Annotated in this window: 13 protein-coding genes; all 13 read right to left on the reverse strand. The window is 63.2% G+C overall.

The window, feature by feature from the left end; translation table 11 throughout:
• Window positions 1-18: 18 nt before the first annotated feature.
• The gene (gene eno / locus CAG34_RS26180) at window positions 19-1,308 is read right to left on the reverse strand and encodes a phosphopyruvate hydratase (RefSeq protein ID WP_085593284.1); all 1,290 of its coding nucleotides are present in this window, start codon (window positions 1,306-1,308) and stop codon (window positions 19-21) included.
• Window positions 1,309-1,461: 153 nt separating this feature from the next.
• On the reverse strand, window positions 1,462-2,307 hold the full coding sequence (kdsA, locus tag CAG34_RS26185) for a 3-deoxy-8-phosphooctulonate synthase (RefSeq protein WP_025337985.1): 846 nt from the start codon (window positions 2,305-2,307) through the stop codon (window positions 1,462-1,464).
• 3 nt (window positions 2,308-2,310) lie between these two features.
• Window positions 2,311-3,939, reverse strand: a complete 1,629-nt coding sequence (locus CAG34_RS26190; RefSeq protein WP_025337984.1) for a CTP synthase — start codon at window positions 3,937-3,939, stop codon at window positions 2,311-2,313.
• Between the two features lie 269 nt (window positions 3,940-4,208).
• Complete coding sequence (gene tilS / locus CAG34_RS26195; protein ID WP_085593286.1) at window positions 4,209-5,492, reverse strand: tRNA lysidine(34) synthetase TilS; 1,284 nt, start codon at window positions 5,490-5,492, stop codon at window positions 4,209-4,211.
• 152 nt (window positions 5,493-5,644) lie between these two features.
• The gene (accA, locus tag CAG34_RS26200; RefSeq protein WP_015269200.1) at window positions 5,645-6,592 is read right to left on the reverse strand and encodes an acetyl-CoA carboxylase carboxyl transferase subunit alpha; all 948 of its coding nucleotides are present in this window, start codon (window positions 6,590-6,592) and stop codon (window positions 5,645-5,647) included.
• 106 nt (window positions 6,593-6,698) lie between these two features.
• Complete coding sequence (gene dnaE / locus CAG34_RS26205; RefSeq protein ID WP_085593288.1) at window positions 6,699-10,223, reverse strand: DNA polymerase III subunit alpha; 3,525 nt, start codon at window positions 10,221-10,223, stop codon at window positions 6,699-6,701.
• A gap of 188 nt (window positions 10,224-10,411) precedes the next feature.
• Window positions 10,412-11,035: a ribonuclease HII gene (rnhB, locus tag CAG34_RS26210; protein ID WP_085593290.1), complete on the reverse strand. Its 624-nt coding sequence runs from the start codon at window positions 11,033-11,035 to the stop codon at window positions 10,412-10,414.
• A gap of 1 nt (window position 11,036) precedes the next feature.
• Window positions 11,037-12,164: a lipid-A-disaccharide synthase gene (gene lpxB / locus CAG34_RS26215; RefSeq protein WP_085593292.1), complete on the reverse strand. Its 1,128-nt coding sequence runs from the start codon at window positions 12,162-12,164 to the stop codon at window positions 11,037-11,039.
• A 1-nt stretch (window position 12,165) separates the two neighbouring features.
• Window positions 12,166-12,942 carry an acyl-ACP--UDP-N-acetylglucosamine O-acyltransferase gene (gene lpxA, locus CAG34_RS26220; protein ID WP_025337980.1) on the reverse strand — a complete coding sequence of 259 codons (777 nt, stop codon included), beginning with the start codon at window positions 12,940-12,942 and terminating at the stop codon, window positions 12,166-12,168.
• Window positions 12,939-13,379 carry a 3-hydroxyacyl-ACP dehydratase FabZ gene (fabZ, locus tag CAG34_RS26225; protein ID WP_004375427.1) on the reverse strand — a complete coding sequence of 147 codons (441 nt, stop codon included), beginning with the start codon at window positions 13,377-13,379 and terminating at the stop codon, window positions 12,939-12,941. Before fabZ ends, lpxA begins: the two co-directional genes overlap by 4 nt.
• A 114-nt stretch (window positions 13,380-13,493) precedes the next feature.
• On the reverse strand, window positions 13,494-14,549 hold the full coding sequence (lpxD, locus tag CAG34_RS26230) for a UDP-3-O-(3-hydroxymyristoyl)glucosamine N-acyltransferase (RefSeq protein ID WP_013971258.1): 1,056 nt from the start codon (window positions 14,547-14,549) through the stop codon (window positions 13,494-13,496).
• A gap of 1 nt (window position 14,550) precedes the next feature.
• Window positions 14,551-15,054, reverse strand: a complete 504-nt coding sequence (locus CAG34_RS26235) for an OmpH family outer membrane protein (protein WP_015269197.1) — start codon at window positions 15,052-15,054, stop codon at window positions 14,551-14,553.
• 44 nt (window positions 15,055-15,098) lie between these two features.
• The coding region (bamA, locus tag CAG34_RS26240; RefSeq protein ID WP_143516544.1) for an outer membrane protein assembly factor BamA at window positions 15,099-16,531 on the reverse strand (1,433 nt) is incomplete at its 5' end.

The following is a 16,531-nucleotide window of genomic DNA, read 5'->3' on the forward strand; positions in this document are numbered from 1 at the left end:
CTTTTTACCATCTCTTGCTTAGCCGCGAAACTCGGCACGACCGCGGTAAACCGCTTTGGCACCCAGTTGCTCTTCGATGCGCAGCAGCTGGTTGTACTTGGAAACGCGGTCGGAACGGCACAGCGAACCAGTCTTGATCTGGCCAGCAGCAGTACCCACGGCCAGGTCGGCAATGGTCGAGTCTTCGGTTTCACCGGAACGGTGCGAAATCACCGCGGTGTAGCCAGCAGCCTTGGCCATCTGGATGGCTTCCAGGGTTTCGGTCAGCGAGCCGATCTGGTTGAACTTGATCAGGATCGAGTTACCGATGCCCTTCTCGATGCCTTCCTTGAGGATCTTGGTGTTGGTCACGAACAGGTCGTCGCCAACCAGCTGCACCTTGGTGCCGATCTTGTCGGTGAGGATCTTCCAGCCAGCCCAGTCGGACTCGTCCAGGCCGTCTTCGATCGAGATGATCGGGAAGCGCTCGGTCAGGCCTTTCAGGTACTCGGCAAAGCCTTCGGCGTTGAACGACTTACCTTCGCCAGACAGGTTGTACTTGCCGTCTTCGTAGAACTCGGAAGCCGCGCAGTCCAGGGCCAGGGTCACGTCGGTGCCCAGCTTGTAGCCGGCTTTCTCGACGGCTTCGGCGATGGCGCCCAGGGCGTCTTCGTTGGAAGCCAGGTTAGGGGCGAAACCACCCTCGTCACCAACGGCGGTGTTCAGGCCACGGGCCTTCAGCACGGCTTTGAGGTGGTGGAAGATTTCGGTACCCATGCGCAGGCCGTCGGAGAAGGTCTTGGCGCCAACTGGCTGAACCATGAACTCCTGGATGTCGACGTTGTTGTCGGCGTGCTCGCCACCGTTGATGATGTTCATCATCGGTACCGGCATCGAGTACTGGCCCGGGGTGCCGTTCAGGTTGGCGATGTGCGCGTACAGCGGCAGGTCCTGGTCCTGGGCAGCGGCCTTGGCGGCAGCCAGGGAAACGGCCAGGATGGCGTTGGCGCCCAGCTTGGCCTTGTTCTCGGTACCGTCCAGTTCGATCATGGCGCGGTCCAGGCCCTTCTGGTCGGCAGGGTCCTTGCCCAGCAGCAGGTCACGGATCGGGCCGTTGATGTTGGCAACGGCCTTCAGCACGCCCTTGCCCAGGTAACGGCTCTTGTCGCCATCACGCAGCTCCAGCGCTTCGCGCGAGCCAGTGGAAGCACCGGACGGCGCGCAGGCGCTGCCGATGATGCCGTTGTCGAGCAGTACATCGGCTTCCACGGTGGGGTTGCCACGCGAATCGAGAACTTCACGACCTTTGATGTCGACGATTTTTGCCATTGTTGTAAGCACTCCAGAATTGACGAAAACAACTTAGCTTAGGAAATTCTTGCCGTTCACCGGGCGGACTTGCAGTGGGCAGGCCGGGTGAAGGGAACCCCTGACCGACTGGTCAGGGGTGGATCGGACGGTACTTTACCCGAGAATCGAGCTTTACGCGGTTTCTACCGTCGGAAAACTTTTCACCAGGTCGTCCAGTTGCTTGAGCTGGGCCAGGAACGGCTCCAGTTTGTCCAGGCGCAGGGCGCATGGGCCATCGCACTTGGCGTTGTCCGGATCGGGGTGGGCTTCGAGGAACAGCCCGGCCAGGCCCTGGCTCATGCCGGCCTTGGCCAGGTCGGTGACCTGGGCGCGGCGACCACCGGCGGAATCGGCGCGACCACCCGGCATCTGCAGGGCGTGGGTCACATCGAAGAACACCGGGTACTCGAACTGCTTCATGATGCCGAAGCCGAGCATGTCCACCACCAGGTTGTTGTAGCCGAAGCTCGAACCACGCTCGCAGAGGATCAACTGGTCGTTACCGGCCTCCTCGCACTTGGTCAGGATGTGCTTCATTTCCTGGGGTGCGAGGAACTGGGCCTTCTTGATGTTGATCACCGCGCCGGTCTTGGCCATGGCCACCACCAGATCGGTCTGCCGCGACAGGAAGGCCGGCAGCTGGATGATGTCGCACACCTTGGCTACAGGCTCGGCCTGGTAAGGCTCGTGCACGTCGGTGATGACCGGCACGTTGAAGGTGCGCTTGATCTCTTCGAAGATCTTCAGCCCCTCTTCCATGCCCGGGCCACGGTACGAGGTTACCGACGAACGGTTGGCCTTGTCGAAGCTGGCCTTGAACACGTACGGGATACCGAGCTTCTCGGTCACCCGCACGTATTCCTCGCAGACCTTCATTGCCAGGTCACGGGACTCCAGGACGTTCATGCCGCCGAACAGGACGAACGGCTTGTCGTTGGCGATCTCGATGTTACCGACGCGAATGATCTTCTGGGTCATTGATCAGGCCTTGTTCTTCTGAGCCAGGGCTGCCTTGACGAAGCCGCTGAACAGCGGGTGGCCGTCACGCGGGGTCGAGGTGAATTCCGGGTGGAACTGGCAGGCGACGAACCATGGGTGGTCCTTGGACTCGACCACTTCCACCAGCGCACCGTCTTCGGAACGGCCGGAAACCACCAAGCCGGCGTCGACCAGTTGTGGCAGCAGGTTGTTGTTCACTTCGTAGCGGTGACGGTGACGCTCGGTGATCACGTCCTTGCCGTAGCAGTCGTGCACCTTGGAGCCGGCGGCCAGCTGGCAGTCCTGTGCGCCCAGGCGCATGGTGCCACCCAGGTCGGAGGCTTCGCTGCGGGTTTCGACGGCACCGGTGGCATCGGCCCACTCGGTGATCAGGCCGACGACCGGGTGGCCGCTGTTGCGGTCGAACTCGGTGGAGTTGGCGTCTTTCCAGCCCATCACGTTACGGGCGAATTCGATCACGGCCACCTGCATGCCCAGGCAGATACCCAGGTACGGCACCTTGTTCTCACGGGCGTATTGTACCGCGGTGATCTTGCCTTCCACGCCGCGCAGGCCGAAACCGCCCGGTACCAGGATGGCATCGGCGCCTTCGAGCAGGCTGGTGCCCTGGTTCTCGATGTCTTCCGAGTCGATGTAGCGCAGGTTGACCTTGGTGCGGTTGGTGATGCCGGCGTGGCTCATCGCTTCGATCAGCGACTTGTACGCATCCAGCAGCTCCATGTACTTGCCGACCATGGCGATGGTCACTTCGTGCTCGGGGTTGAGCTTGGCATCGACCACCTTGTCCCACTCGGACAGGTCGGCGCCATTGCACTGCAGGCCGAAACGCTCGACGACGAAGTCGTCCAGGCCCTGTGCGTGCAGCACGCCCGGGATCTTGTAGATGGTGTCGACGTCTTCCAGCGAAATCACCGCACGCTCTTCAACGTTGGTGAACAGCGCGATCTTGCGACGCGACGAAGCATCGACCGGGTGGTCGGAGCGGCAGATCAGCACGTCAGGCTGCAGGCCGATGGAGCGCAGCTCCTTGACCGAGTGCTGGGTCGGCTTGGTCTTGGTCTCGCCAGCGGTGGCGATGTACGGGACCAGGGTCAGGTGCATCAGCATGGCGCGCTTGGAGCCCACTTCGACGCGCAGCTGGCGGATGGCCTCGAGGAACGGCTGCGACTCGATGTCACCCACGGTACCGCCGATTTCCACCAGGGCCACGTCGGCATCGCCGGCACCCTTGATGATGCGACGCTTGATTTCGTCGGTGATGTGCGGGATGACCTGGATGGTCGCGCCCAGGTAGTCACCACGACGCTCCTTGCGCAGTACGTGCTCGTAGATGCGGCCGGTGGTGAAGTTGTTGTTCTGGGTCATGGTGGTGCGGATGAACCGCTCGTAGTGGCCCAGGTCGAGGTCGGTCTCGGCGCCATCGTGGGTGACGAACACTTCACCGTGCTGGAACGGGCTCATGGTGCCCGGATCGACGTTGATGTACGGATCCAGCTTGAGCATGGTGACCTTCAGGCCCCGCGCTTCCAGGATGGCCGCCAGGGAAGCCGAGGCAATGCCTTTCCCCAATGAAGAAACAACACCGCCCGTGACGAATATGTAGCGCGTCATGAAAAACCCTAGAAGTCTGCGTTAAGGCGGCCAGCGCCGCCGGAGAAAGCGAAGGAAGGCCGAAGCCCCCGATCACCTGCGTCAATCACAGTGCATCTCGAAAAACTGCCGCGTCTGTACAGACCAGGGGTATCCCCGGCATGGAGCTCGCTCGTCATTTCCAGAATCAGCCCAGCAAAAAACTGCTTGGTAATCGGCAACTCCTGTGTTTTCGCGGAACCCACAGAAGCTGTATCAAGAAGGGAGGGTAGTCTACCCGAATGTACCCTTCAGCTCAAACCTTGCGCGTTCGTCGGCAACTGCCAGGACAGCTGGCAATCAGCCTGCACCAGCCCGGGCAGGTTGGCCACCGCCAGCAGGCGCTCGCCCTGGTACAGCAGTGGCAGGCGCGGGCGCAGGAAAAGCGGCACCTGCAACTCGTTGAGCAGGCGCTTGAGGTCGCGCCGGCCGCGGCCGGGGAGGTCCAGCACTTCACCGCCCTGACGGTAGGCAATGCGCAAGCCGTGCAGCGGCGCTGCGCCAACAAGACGCACACTGCCGTTACCCGGCAACGGCAAAGGCTTGGCGGGATCGGCCCAGGCCAGTTCGCCGACGGGCAGCTGCAGCCAGTCACCGCTCAACCACCAGATGCGCCCATGACTGCGCAGCAGTTGCCCATCGGCAAGCCGCCAGGCGGGCTGGGCATCGGCGGCGGCATCGCGCAGGTCGGCCCAGCCGGCCCAGTGCCGGGTGTCGGGCAGGCGGGTACGGCGGCTCAGCCAGTATTGCAGGGTATTGCGCTGACGGGCCGGCGACAGCGCCACCAGAGTAGCCAGGTCGAGGGAGTCCAGCCCCGGCCAAGCCACCGGCGCGCCCTCCCCGGCGAGCGCCAGGTCGTCCTGGGCCAGCTCGTCCAGCAGGCCTTGGGCTTCGCCCAGGTGCTCGGCGGCGCGGGCCAGGTTCTGGCTGGCCTGCGGCCAACGTTGCTGAAGCAGCGGAAACACTTCGCTGCGCAGGTAGTTGCGGGCAAATTGTGTGTCAGCGTTTGACGGATCTTCGATCCAGGCCAGCCCATTGGCCTGAGCATGGTCCTGCAGTTGCTGGCGGGAACAGCCCAGCAATGGCCTGACCAGGCTGCCCTGCCCTAGCGCCCGCTGCCCCGGCATTGCAGCCAGGCCACGCAGGCCTGCGCCGCGCAGCAGGCGGAACAGCAGGGTTTCGGCCTGGTCGTCGCGGTGCTGGCCGGTGAACAGGATGTCACCCGGGCCGAGGGCTTGCCTGAAGGCAGCATAGCGGGCGTCGCGGGCGGCTTGTTCGAGGCTGGCACCGGGGGTGACCTGGACGTGGATGACCTGGAGTTCGATGCCGAGATTGTCGCAGACGGTTTGGCAGTGGGCGGGCCAGGCATCGGCGGCGGATTGCAGGCCGTGGTGGACGTGGATGGCGCGCAGTGGAGGGGATGCGTGATTGCGGGCGTAGTCGGCCAGCAGGTGCAGGAGGACGGTGGAATCGAGGCCGCCGGAGAAGGCGATGTACCAGGTGGGGGCGTTGAGCCAGGGGGTGAGGTTGATCATTGGGGCCTCACATGGCTTGAGATTGCCGGGGGTGCTTTGCACCCCTTTCGCCGGCAAGCCAGGCTCCCACAAGGATCAGCGTCAATGCGGACAATGTGGGAGCTGGCTTGCCGGCGAATGGGCCGCAAAGCGGCCCCCGGGGCAAATCAAAATCAGAGACCGTAGCTCATCAGGCGATCGTAACGGCGGGCCAGCAGCGCGTCATGGTCGAGCTTGCCGAGCATGTCCAGTTGCTGTACCAGGTCGGCACGGATGCTTTCCGACATCTTCGCCGGGTCACGGTGGGCGCCGCCCAGCGGCTCCTGGATGACCTTGTCGACGATGTTCAGGCTCTTCAGGCGCTCGGCAGTGATGCCCATGGCCTCGGCTGCGTCGGCTGCCTTGTCGGCAGTCTTCCACAGGATCGAGGCACAGCCTTCCGGCGAGATCACCGAGTAGGTGGAGTACTGCAGCATGTTCAACTGGTCGCACACGCCGATGGCCAGCGCACCGCCGGAACCACCCTCACCGATCACGGTGGCGATGATCGGGGTTTTCAGACGCGCCATCACGCGCAGGTTCCAGGCGATGGCCTCGCTCTGGTTGCGCTCTTCGGCGTCGATGCCCGGGTAGGCGCCCGGGGTGTCGATGAACGTCAGGATTGGCATCTTGAAGCGCTCGGCCATTTCCATCAGGCGGCAGGCCTTGCGGTAGCCTTCAGGGCGCGGCATGCCGAAGTTGCGGCGTACCTTCTCGCGCACTTCACGGCCCTTCTGGTGGCCGATGACCATGACCGGCTTGCCGTCCAGGCGCGCGGTACCACCGACGATGGCAGCGTCGTCGGAGAAGTGGCGGTCGCCGTGCAGCTCTTCGAACTCGGTGAAGATGTGCTCCAGGTAGTCCAGGGTGTAAGGACGACGCGGATGACGGGCCAGGCGGGCGATCTGCCAGCTGGTCAGGTTGCCGAAGATGCTTTCGGTCAGGGTGTTGCTCTTGTCTTGCAGACGGGCAATTTCATCGCTGATGTTCAGCGAGTTGTCGTTGCCTACCAGGCGCAGGCCTTCGATCTTGGCTTGCAGGTCGGCAATCGGCTGTTCGAAATCGAGAAAATTCGGGTTCATAGTCATCCGTCTTGGGTCTACGGCCAGGCGGCCGGCCGGTTGATCCGTTTGGCGCCCTACCTTAAGGGATCAGGCGCATTCAGGTCGAGATTAAATTTTTGTCGGTTCAACGATATTGCAGGAAGACGTTCTCACGCCCGAACTGGTCACGCAGCGCCTGAATCAGCCCATCGGCCGGGTCGATCGCCCACTGCTCGCCGAACTGCAGCATGGCCTTGGCGTCGCTGCCGGTGTACTCGAGGGTGATCGGGCAAGCGCCGCGATGGCGGGTAATCAGCTCGCCCAGCCACTTCAGCCGGTCGCCCTTGAGCGCTTCGTGTGCCACCTTCAGGCGCAGGCTCTCGGCCAGCTTGGTGCGGGCATCCTCCATGGTCATCACCTGCTTCACCCGCAGGCGCAGGCCACCAGAGAAATCGTCGTTGCTGACCTCGCCTTCGACCACCACCATCGCATCGGTCTGCAGCAAGGACTGTGCCGCCATGAAGGCATCGGCAAACAGCGACGCCTCGATGCGCCCGGAGCGGTCATCCAGGGTGACGAAGCCCATCTTGTCGCCCTTCTTGTTCTTCATCACCCGCAGGGCAATGATCATGCCGGCGATGGTCTGGGTTTCGCGTGACGGCTTGAGGTCGATGATGCGCTGGCGGGCGAAGCGGCGGATCTCGGTCTCGTACTCGTCGATCGGGTGGCCGGTGAGGTACAGGCCGAGGGTGTCCTTCTCGCCCTTCAGGCGTTCCTTGAGGGTCAGTTCACGCACCTTGCGGTGGTTGGCGTAGACGTCGGCATCCGCCTCTTCGAACATGCCGCCGAACAGGTCAACGTGGCCACTGTCGGCGGTGTGGGCGGCCTGCTCGGCAGCCTTGATGGCCTCGCCCAGCGCCGAGAGCAAGGTTGCACGGTTGATGTCGATGTTGGCGTGGTAGGCCTTGATCTCGTCATGGAAGTGCGGGCCCAGACGGTCCAGCGCGCCACTGCGGATCAGCGCGTCGAGGGTACGCTTGTTGACCCGCTTGAGGTCGATGCGCTCACAGAAATCGAACAGGTCCTTGAACGGGCCACCCTGGGCGCGGGCCTCGACGATCGCCTCCACCGGGCCTTCGCCGACGCCCTTGATGGCGCCCAGGCCGTAGACGATGCGCCCGTCATTGTTGACGGTGAACTTGAAGTCGGAGAAGTTCACGTCCGGCGCGTCGAGGCGCAGCTTCATGCTTCGCACCTCCTCGACCAGCACCACCACCTTGTCGGTGTTGTGCATATCCGCCGACAACACCGCAGCCATGAATGGCGCCGGGTAGTGGGTTTTCAGCCAGGCGGTCTGGTACGACACCAGGCCATAGGCGGCGGAGTGGGATTTGTTGAAGCCGTAGCCGGCGAACTTCTCTACCAGGTCGAAAATGTTACCCGCAAGATCCGCATCGATATTGTTGGCCACGCAGCCTTCGATGAAGCCACCGCGCTGCTTGGCCATTTCCTCGGGCTTTTTCTTACCCATCGCACGGCGCAGCATGTCGGCGCCGCCGAGGGTATAGCCAGCCATGACCTGGGCGATCTGCATCACCTGCTCCTGGTACAGGATGATGCCGTAGGTCGGTGCCAGTACCGGTTTCAGGCCCTCGTACTGGTAGTCGGAGTGCGGGTAAGCCAGCTCGGCGCGACCGTGCTTGCGGTTGATGAAGTCGTCCACCATGCCCGATTGCAGCGGGCCCGGGCGGAACAGTGCCACCAGTGCGATCAGGTCTTCCAGGCAGTCGGGCTTGAGCTTCTTGATCAGCTCCTTCATGCCACGCGATTCAAGCTGGAACACCGCCGTGGTTTCGGCCTTCTGCAACAGCTCGTAGGTCTTGCGGTCGTCCAGCGGGATGAAGTCGATGTTGACGTCGGGCAGGTTCTTCTTGGCCTGCTCGCGGTTGATGATCTCCATCGCCCACTTGATGATGGTCAGGGTCCGCAGGCCGAGGAAGTCGAACTTCACCAGGCCGGCAGCCTCGACGTCATCCTTGTCGAACTGGGTTACCAGGCCGCCACCCTCTTCGTCACAGGCGATCGGCGAGAAGTCGGTGAGCTTGGTCGGGGCGATGACCACACCACCGGCGTGCTTGCCGGTACCGCGCGTCACGCCCTCGAGCTTCAGGGCCATGTCCCAGATCTCGCGGGCGTCTTCGTCGCCCTTGAGGAAGTCACGCAGGATCTCTTCCTGCTCGTAGGCCTTCTCCAGGGTCATGCCCACTTCGAAGGGGATCATCTTCGACAGGCGGTCGGCCAGGCCGTAGGACTTGCCCTGTACCCGCGCCACGTCTCGCACCACCGCCTTCGCCGCCATGGTACCGAAGGTGATGATCTGGCTGACCGCGTTGCGGCCATAGGCTTCGGCGACGTAGTCGATCACCCGGTCACGGCCATCCATGCAGAAGTCGACGTCGAAGTCGGGCATGGAAATACGTTCAGGGTTGAGGAAGCGCTCGAACAGCAGGTCGTAGGCCAGCGGGTCGAGGTCGGTGATCTTCAGCACGTACGCCACCAGCGAGCCGGCACCCGATCCTCGGCCCGGGCCAACCGGTACGTCGTTGTTCTTGGCCCACTTGATGAAGTCCATGACGATCAGGAAGTAACCGGGGAAGCCCATCTGGATGATGATGTCCAGTTCGAACTTCAGGCGGTCCAGGTAGACCTGGCGCTTCTCTTCGTAATTGGGTGTGGTCTCTTTCGGCCACAGCACCGCCAGACGCTCTTCCAGGCCTTCGTGGGACACATGCCGCAGGTAGTCATCGATGCCCATGCCGTTGGGCGTGGGGAAGTCGGGCAGGAAGTACTTGCCCAGCTGCACCTGGATGTTGCAGCGCTTGGCGATCTCGACAGTGTTGGCGATGGCGTCGGGCAGGTCGCTGAACAGCTCGGCCATTTCCTCGGCCGACTTCAGGTACTGCTGGTCGCTGTACATCCTTGGCCGACGCGGGTCGTCGAGGGTCCACCCCTCACCGATGCATACGCGGGTTTCGTGGGCGTCGAAGTCGGACTGCTTGATGAAGCGCACATCGTTGGTTGCCACCAGCGGAGCGCCGAACTTGTCGGCCAACGCCACGGCGGCGTGCACGTACTCCTCGTCGCGGGCGCGGTTGGTGCGCTGCACTTCGACGTAGAAGCGCTCGGGGAACATGCCCATCCAGTCTTGCAGCAGGGCCTCGGCTTCATCGTCCTTGCCGGCCAGCAAGGCCATGCCGATATCGCCTTCCTTGCCTGCGGAAAGGGCGATCAGGCCCTCGCTGGCGGGGGCGATCCATTCACGCTGGAGGATGACCAGGCCGTTACGCTGGCCGTCGGTCCAGCCGCGCGAGATCAGCTCGGTGAGATTGCGGTAGCCCTTGGGGTTCATGGCCAGGAGGCAGATACGCGACAGCGGTGCTTCCGGGTCGGCAGCGGCCAGCCACAGGTCGGCGCCGCAGATCGGCTTGATGCCGGCGCCCATGGCGGTCTTGTAGAACTTGACCAGCGAGCACATGTTGCTCTGGTCGGTGATCGCCACCGCCGGCATGTTCATCCCGGCCAGCGCCTTGGCCAGCGGCTTGATCCGCACCAGGCCGTCGACCAGCGAGAATTCAGAGTGGACGCGCAGGTGAACGAAGGGAACCGACATGGAAGATCCTGTAGCAGTGCTGAACGACAAGGGCGGGATTGTAGCTTAAATGGGGATGTTTTTTGGGGCTGCTTCGCAGCCCTTCGCCGGCAAGCCAGCTCCCACAGGGACCGCGTAGCTGTCAGGGATTGTACGATCCGTGTGGGAGCTGGCTTGCCGGCGATGGGCCGCAAAGCGGCCCCGGGGGTTCAGATCAGGGAATCGAGAACACCGGCACGCGCTTCCCACGCGGCCCGCACCGGGGCAAAGGAGCGCCGATGAATGGGCGTAGGCCCCAAGCGTGCCAGCGCCTCGAGGTGCACCGGGGTCGGGTAGCCCTTGTGCCCGCCAATGCCATAACCCGGGTAGATCAGCTCGAATGCGCTCATCTCCCGGTCGCGGGTCACCTTGGCCAGGATCGACGCCGCCGCGATGGCCGGCACCTGGCTGTCGCCCTTGACTACCGGCGACGCCGGTACGGCCAGTTTCGGGCAGCGGTTGCCGTCGATCAGGGCCAGCTTCGGTGTAATGTGCAGGCCTTCCACGGCGCGCTGCATGGCCAGCATGGTCGCGTGCAGGATGTTCAGGCGGTCGATTTCCTCGACCTCGGCGCGGGCGATGCAGAAGCTCAGGGCCTTTTCGCAGATCTCGTCGAACAGCGCCTCGCGCTTGGCTTCGGTGAGCTTCTTCGAGTCGTTCAGGCCGAGGATCGGGCGCGCCGGGTCGAGGATCACCGCCGCGGTCACCACCGCGCCGCACAGCGGGCCACGGCCCACTTCGTCGACGCCGGCGACCAGGTCTTCGACCAGGTTGAAGTCCAGTCCAATTTGCATGTCAGCGGTCCTTGAGCAAGGCCAGTACCGCCTCTGCCGCCTGGTTGGAGGCGTCACGGCGCAGGGTGCGGTGAATTTCGTCGAAACTTTCGGTCTGCTGGCTGCCATCGGCCACCAGCGGCGCCAGGGTATTGGCCAGGGCTTCGCTGGTGGCGTCGTCCTGCAGCAACTCGGGTACCAGCGCCCGCTGGGCCAGCAGGTTCGGCAACGACACGTAGGGGCTCTTTACCAGGCGCTTGAGGATCCAGTAGGTCAGGGGCGCGAGGCGATAGGCCACCACCATCGGTCGCTTGTACAGCAGTGCTTCGAGGGTGGCGGTACCCGAGGCGATCAGCACCGCGTCACAGGCCGCCAGGGCCTGGTGCGACTGGCCATCGAGCAGGGTCAGCGGCAGCTGGCGCCCTTCGAGCATCTGCTCGACCTGGGCGCGACGCGCAGCATTGGCGCAGGGCAGCACGAAACGCACGCCCGGTACCTGCTGGCGCAGCCGTTCGGCAGCATCCAGGAACAGTGCGCCCAGCCGCCCTACTTCGCCGCCCCGGCTGCCCGGCATCAACGCGACCACCGGCCCTTCGCCCAGGCCCAGCGCGGCACGTGCGGCAGGGCGGTCGGCTTCGAGCGGGATGGTGTCGGCCAACGGGTGGCCGACGAAGCGCACCGGTACGCCCTGCTCTTCATAGAACCGCGCCTCGAATGGCAACAGCGTCAGCATCAGGTCGCAGCCTTCGCGAATCTTCAGCACACGCTTCTGCCGCCAGGCCCAGACCGACGGGCTGACGTAGTGCACGGTCTTGATCCCGGCCTGACGCAGTTTCAGTTCGATGTTGAGGGTGAAGTCGGGGGCATCGATGCCGATGAACACATCGGGCTTTTCGCCGATCAGGGTCTCGATCAGCAGCTTGCGGCGCTTGAGCAGCTCGCGCAGGCGCCCCAGCACTTCGACCAGACCCATGACGGCCAGGCGTTCCATGGGGAAATAGGATTGCAGGCCTTCGGCTTCCATCAAGGGGCCGCCAACGCCGATGAACCGTACGTCGGGGTGGCGTGCCTTGATGGCACGCATCAAGCCGGAACCGAGAATGTCGCCGCTGGCCTCACCTGCGACCAAGGCTACGCAAAGCTGGGCCATGTCAGCGGGTGATGCCGCGGGCGGAGTTCACGATCGACTGACGGAACAGATCGACCTCAGGGTGCTTCGCAGCCAGTTCGTCCAGCTCCTTGAGCGCGTCTTCGACGGTCAGGCCCTGGCGATAGACGATCTTGTAGCAACGGCGCAGCACATGGATCACCTCGTCGCTGAAACCCCGGCGGCGCATGCCTTCGAAGTTCATGCTGCGGGCTTCGGCCGGGCTGCCGAACACGGTGACGAAGGCCGGGACATCCTTGCCGATCGCCGTGCCCATGCCGGAAAACGCGTGGGCACCGATATGGCAGTACTGGTGCACCAGGGTGTAGCCGGACAGGATCGCCCAGTCCCCCACGTGCACATGGCCGGCCAGGGCCGTGTTGTTTACCAGGATGCAGTGGTTGCCGATGACGCTGTCGTGGCCGATGTGGGCATAGGCCATGATCAGGTTGTGGTCGCCCACGGTGGTTTCCGCACGATCCTGGACGGTGCCGCGGTGAATGGTCACCCCTTCGCGGATCACATTGTGATCGCCGATCACCAGGCGCGTCGGCTCACCCTTGTACTTGAGGTCCGGGGTGTCTTCGCCGATCGAGGAAAACTGAAAGATACGGTTGTGCTTGCCGATGCGGGTCGGCCCTTTGAGCACAACATGCGGGCCGATAACGGTGCCCTCCCCGATTTCCACATCGGGGCCAACGATCGACCAGGGGCCGACCTCGACACCATCGGCCAGCTTGGCCGACGGGTCGATAATGGCCCGAGGATCAATCGAATTCATAGGGAGCGTTCCGCGCAGGTGATTTCTGCCGAGCAAACCGGCTTGCCGTCGACCAGGGCGCGGCACTCGAATTTCCAGATCATGCTCTTGCGGCTGAGGAACTTGGCTTCCAGCACCAACTGGTCACCCGGCAGTACCGGCTGACGGAAACGCAGCTTGTCGGAGCCGACGAAGTAGTACAGGGTGCCATCGGCCGGCTTGGCGTCGAGCATCTTGAAACCGAGGATACCCGCGGCCTGTGCCATGGCTTCGATGATCAGGACGCCCGGCATGATCGGGTGAGCCGGGAAATGGCCGTTGAAGAACGGCTCGTTGATGCTGACATTCTTGTAGGCACGAATGCTCTGGGCCTCGTAGTCCAGCTCCGTCACGCGGTCCACCAGCAGGAACGGGTAACGGTGAGGCAGGTATTCGCGAATCTCGTTGATGTCCATCATTTCGGGGGGGAAGCCTGTAATAAGAATAGGGAGCGCAGGTGCTGACCACACGCTCCTTTTGCAGTCCAAAGAGGAGCCAGCTAGCGACTGTTCACTCTTGCTCAGGGAATGGTATCAGCCTTCTGATGTCGGCTGGCCACCTGAGGTCACGGTATCGACGCGTTTTTCCAGCTGCTGGAGACGCTTGGCCATGTCGTCCAGGTGGCGGATACGCGCGGCGCTCTTGCGCCATTCAGCCAGTGGCTGCATGGCAGTGCCGGAAGAATAGGCACCCGGTTCGGTGATCGAACGGGTCACCATGGTCATCCCGGACACGAAAACGTTATCACAGACATCGATATGACCCACCATGCCGACACCTCCGGCAATGGTGCAATGCTTGCCGATGCGCGTGCTGCCGGAAATTCCGACGCAGGCGGCCATGGCCGTGTGCTCACCGATCTGCACGTTGTGGGCGATCTGGATCTGGTTGTCGAGCTTGACCCCATCAGCGATCCGCGTATCCGACAGCGCGCCACGATCGACCGCGGTGTTGACACCGATTTCCACGTCGTCGCCGATGGTTACACCACCGATCTGGGCGATCTTGCGCCACACGCCCTTCTCGTTGGCAAAGCCGAAGCCTTCACCGCCGATCACCGCACCCGACTGGATGACCACACGCTTGCCGATGGTCACATCATGGTACAGGGTGACCCGTGGGGCCAGCCAGCCGCCCTCTCCGATCACGCAACGGGCACCGACCACGCAGTGTGCACCCACACTGACATTGGCCGCGATGCGCGCACCGCTTTCGATGACCGCGAACGGCCCGATGCTGGCACTGGCGTCCACCTGCGCGTCCTCGGCCACCACGGCGCTGGGATGAATACCCGCCACAGCCTTGGGTTTGGGGTCGAACAGGTGGGAAATGCGCGCGTAGGCCAGGTACGGATCGGCGACGATCAGCGCATTGCCGGCAAAGCCTTCGGCGTCCGCCGCCTTCAGCAGCACCGCGGCCGCCTGGCTGCTATCCAGGAATTTGCGGTACTGCGGGTTGGCGAGGAAGCTCAACTGACCTGGGCCAGCCTCCTGCAAGGTGGCCAGCCCGGTAATCTGCAGCGCCTCGGGCCCCTTGAGGGTGGCGCCGAGGGCCTCGGCCAACTGGCCTAGCGTCATGGTCACGGTCATATCAACGGGCTTGGTTCATGCGCTCGATGACCTGGCGGGTGATGTCGTACTGAGGCTTGACATCGATGACCGCGCCACGCTCGAGGACCAGGTCGTAACCGCCTTTCTTGATCACTTCCTCGACAGCGCCATCCAGCTTCGGCTTCAGCTGCTTGAGCATGTCGCGGTCAGCAACGGCCTTGGCTTCGTTCAGTTCCTTGGACTGGAACTGGAAGTCACGGGCCTTCTGCTTGAACTCGAGCTCCAGGCGCTCGCGCTCCTGCTGCTGCATCTTGTCGCCGCCCTTGATCAGACGGTCCTGGATGCCCTTGGCGCTGCTTTCCAGGCTTTTCAGCTTGGTCAGTTGCGGACCGAACTTCTTCTCGGCATCCACCGCGTATTTCTTGGCGGCATCCGACTCCAGCAGGGCCATCTGATAGTTCAGGACGGCAACCTTCATTTCGGCGAAAGCCGGGGTGGCGACCAGCGCCGCGGCCACTACGGCCAGTTGGGTCAACTTACGCACGATGCACTCCTGGATAAACCGTTGTCATTAAGCGAGGGCCGACCTCAGAAGGTCTGGCCCAGAGAGAATTGGAACACCTGGGTGTCGGCATCGTCCGGCTTCTTGACCGGCATTGCCAGGCTGAAGCTCAGCGGGCCCAGTGCGGTGATCCAGGTCACACCCAGGCCGACCGAACTGGCCATGCCCGAGAAACCGACCTTCTCGCAATCCGGCTGGTTGCCGCAATTGGTGTCGAACACGTTACCCACGTCCCAGAACACGGAGGTGCGCAGCGAACGCTGATCCTTGACGAACGGCAGCGGGAACAGCAGCTCGACACCGCCTTGCACCAGCACGTTGCCACCGAACGGCAATGGATCCTGGTCCGGGTCGGCGAGGGTGCCTTCGTTGCCAGTCACTGCTGCACCACGGCTCGGCGTGCTGCGCGGCCCCAGGCTGCTGTCCTTGAAGCCACGGACCGAGTTGAAGCCACCCGCGAAGTAGTTCTCGTAGAACGGCAGGCCGGAGGTGCTGCCATAACCGTCACCATAACCCAGCTCGGTGTGCAGGCGCAGGGTGTAGTCGTTGCTAATCGGCTTGAACAGCTGGCCGCGGTAGTCGAGCTTGAAGAACGACAGGTCGCTGCCCGGAATGGTGGATTCCAGGGTCAGGCTCTGGGAGTGACCACGGGTTGCCAGCACACCTTTGTTCAGGGTCGACTCGGACCAGCCGATCGAGGCCTTGAAGTTCAGGAAGTTATCGCCTTCCTGCTCCAGGAAGTCGAAGATCTCATCAACTGTATAACGGCCGGTCTTGATCTTGTCCTGCTGCACGCTCAGGCCATAGGTCAGGCGCGATGTCTCGCTGATCGGGTAGCCGAGGCTGACGCCCGCACCGTAGCTGTCCACCGCGTAGCTGGCCACGTCGACGTCGAGGTCGTCGTAGTCGGTGCTGCGGTAGAAGGCGTTGTAGCCCAGGCTCACGCCATCGGCAGTGAAGTAGGGGTCAACGAAGCCGAAGTTGTAGCGGGTCTGGTATTCCGAACGGGTCAGGCCGATCGACACCTTGTTACCGGTACCGAGGAAGTTGCTCTGGCTGATCGAACCACCGAGGATCAGGCCGGCGCTCTGGGCGAAACCGACGCTGGCGGTGATCGAGCCGGAAGCCTGCTCCTCGACGCTGTAGTTGACGTCGACCTGGTCGTCGGTGCCCGGCACCGGCGGGGTCTCGACGTTCACTTCCTTGAAGAAGCCCAGACGCTCCAGACGGGTCTTGGACTGGTCGATCAGGTAGGTCGAGGCCCAGCCGCCTTCCATCTGGCGCATTTCGCGACGCAGCACTTCGTCTTCGGTCTTGGTGTTGCCGCGGTAGTTGATGCGGTTGACGTAGGCACGCTTGCCCGGGTCGACCACGAACATGATGTCGACGGTGTGGTCTTCATCGTTCGGCTGCGGCACGCCGTTGACGTTGGCGAAGGTGTAGCCTTCGTTACCCAGGC

This window comes from Pseudomonas sp. B14(2017), assembly GCF_002113255.1.
GTDB lineage: Bacteria > Pseudomonadota > Gammaproteobacteria > Pseudomonadales > Pseudomonadaceae > Aquipseudomonas > Aquipseudomonas putida_Z.

Excerpts from the sequence above, each read along its gene's own strand:
- fabZ (WP_004375427.1), bottom strand. The coding sequence starts at position 13,379 with ATGATGGACATCAACGAGATTCGCGAATACCTGCCTCACCGTTACCCG.
- dnaE (WP_085593288.1), bottom strand. The coding sequence starts at position 10,223 with ATGTCGGTTCCCTTCGTTCACCTGCGCGTCCACTCTGAATTCTCGCTG.
- kdsA (WP_025337985.1), bottom strand. The coding sequence starts at position 2,307 with ATGACCCAGAAGATCATTCGCGTCGGTAACATCGAGATCGCCAACGAC.
- lpxA (WP_025337980.1), bottom strand. The coding sequence starts at position 12,942 with ATGAATTCGATTGATCCTCGGGCCATTATCGACCCGTCGGCCAAGCTG.
- tilS (WP_085593286.1), bottom strand. The coding sequence starts at position 5,492 with ATGATCAACCTCACCCCCTGGCTCAACGCCCCCACCTGGTACATCGCC.
- eno (WP_085593284.1), bottom strand. The coding sequence starts at position 1,308 with ATGGCAAAAATCGTCGACATCAAAGGTCGTGAAGTTCTCGATTCGCGT.
- rnhB (WP_085593290.1), bottom strand. The coding sequence starts at position 11,035 with ATGCAAATTGGACTGGACTTCAACCTGGTCGAAGACCTGGTCGCCGGC.
- accA (WP_015269200.1), bottom strand. The coding sequence starts at position 6,592 with ATGAACCCGAATTTTCTCGATTTCGAACAGCCGATTGCCGACCTGCAA.
- CAG34_RS26190 (WP_025337984.1), bottom strand. The coding sequence starts at position 3,939 with ATGACGCGCTACATATTCGTCACGGGCGGTGTTGTTTCTTCATTGGGG.
- lpxB (WP_085593292.1), bottom strand. The coding sequence starts at position 12,164 with ATGGCCCAGCTTTGCGTAGCCTTGGTCGCAGGTGAGGCCAGCGGCGAC.
- lpxD (WP_013971258.1), bottom strand. The coding sequence starts at position 14,549 with ATGACCGTGACCATGACGCTAGGCCAGTTGGCCGAGGCCCTCGGCGCC.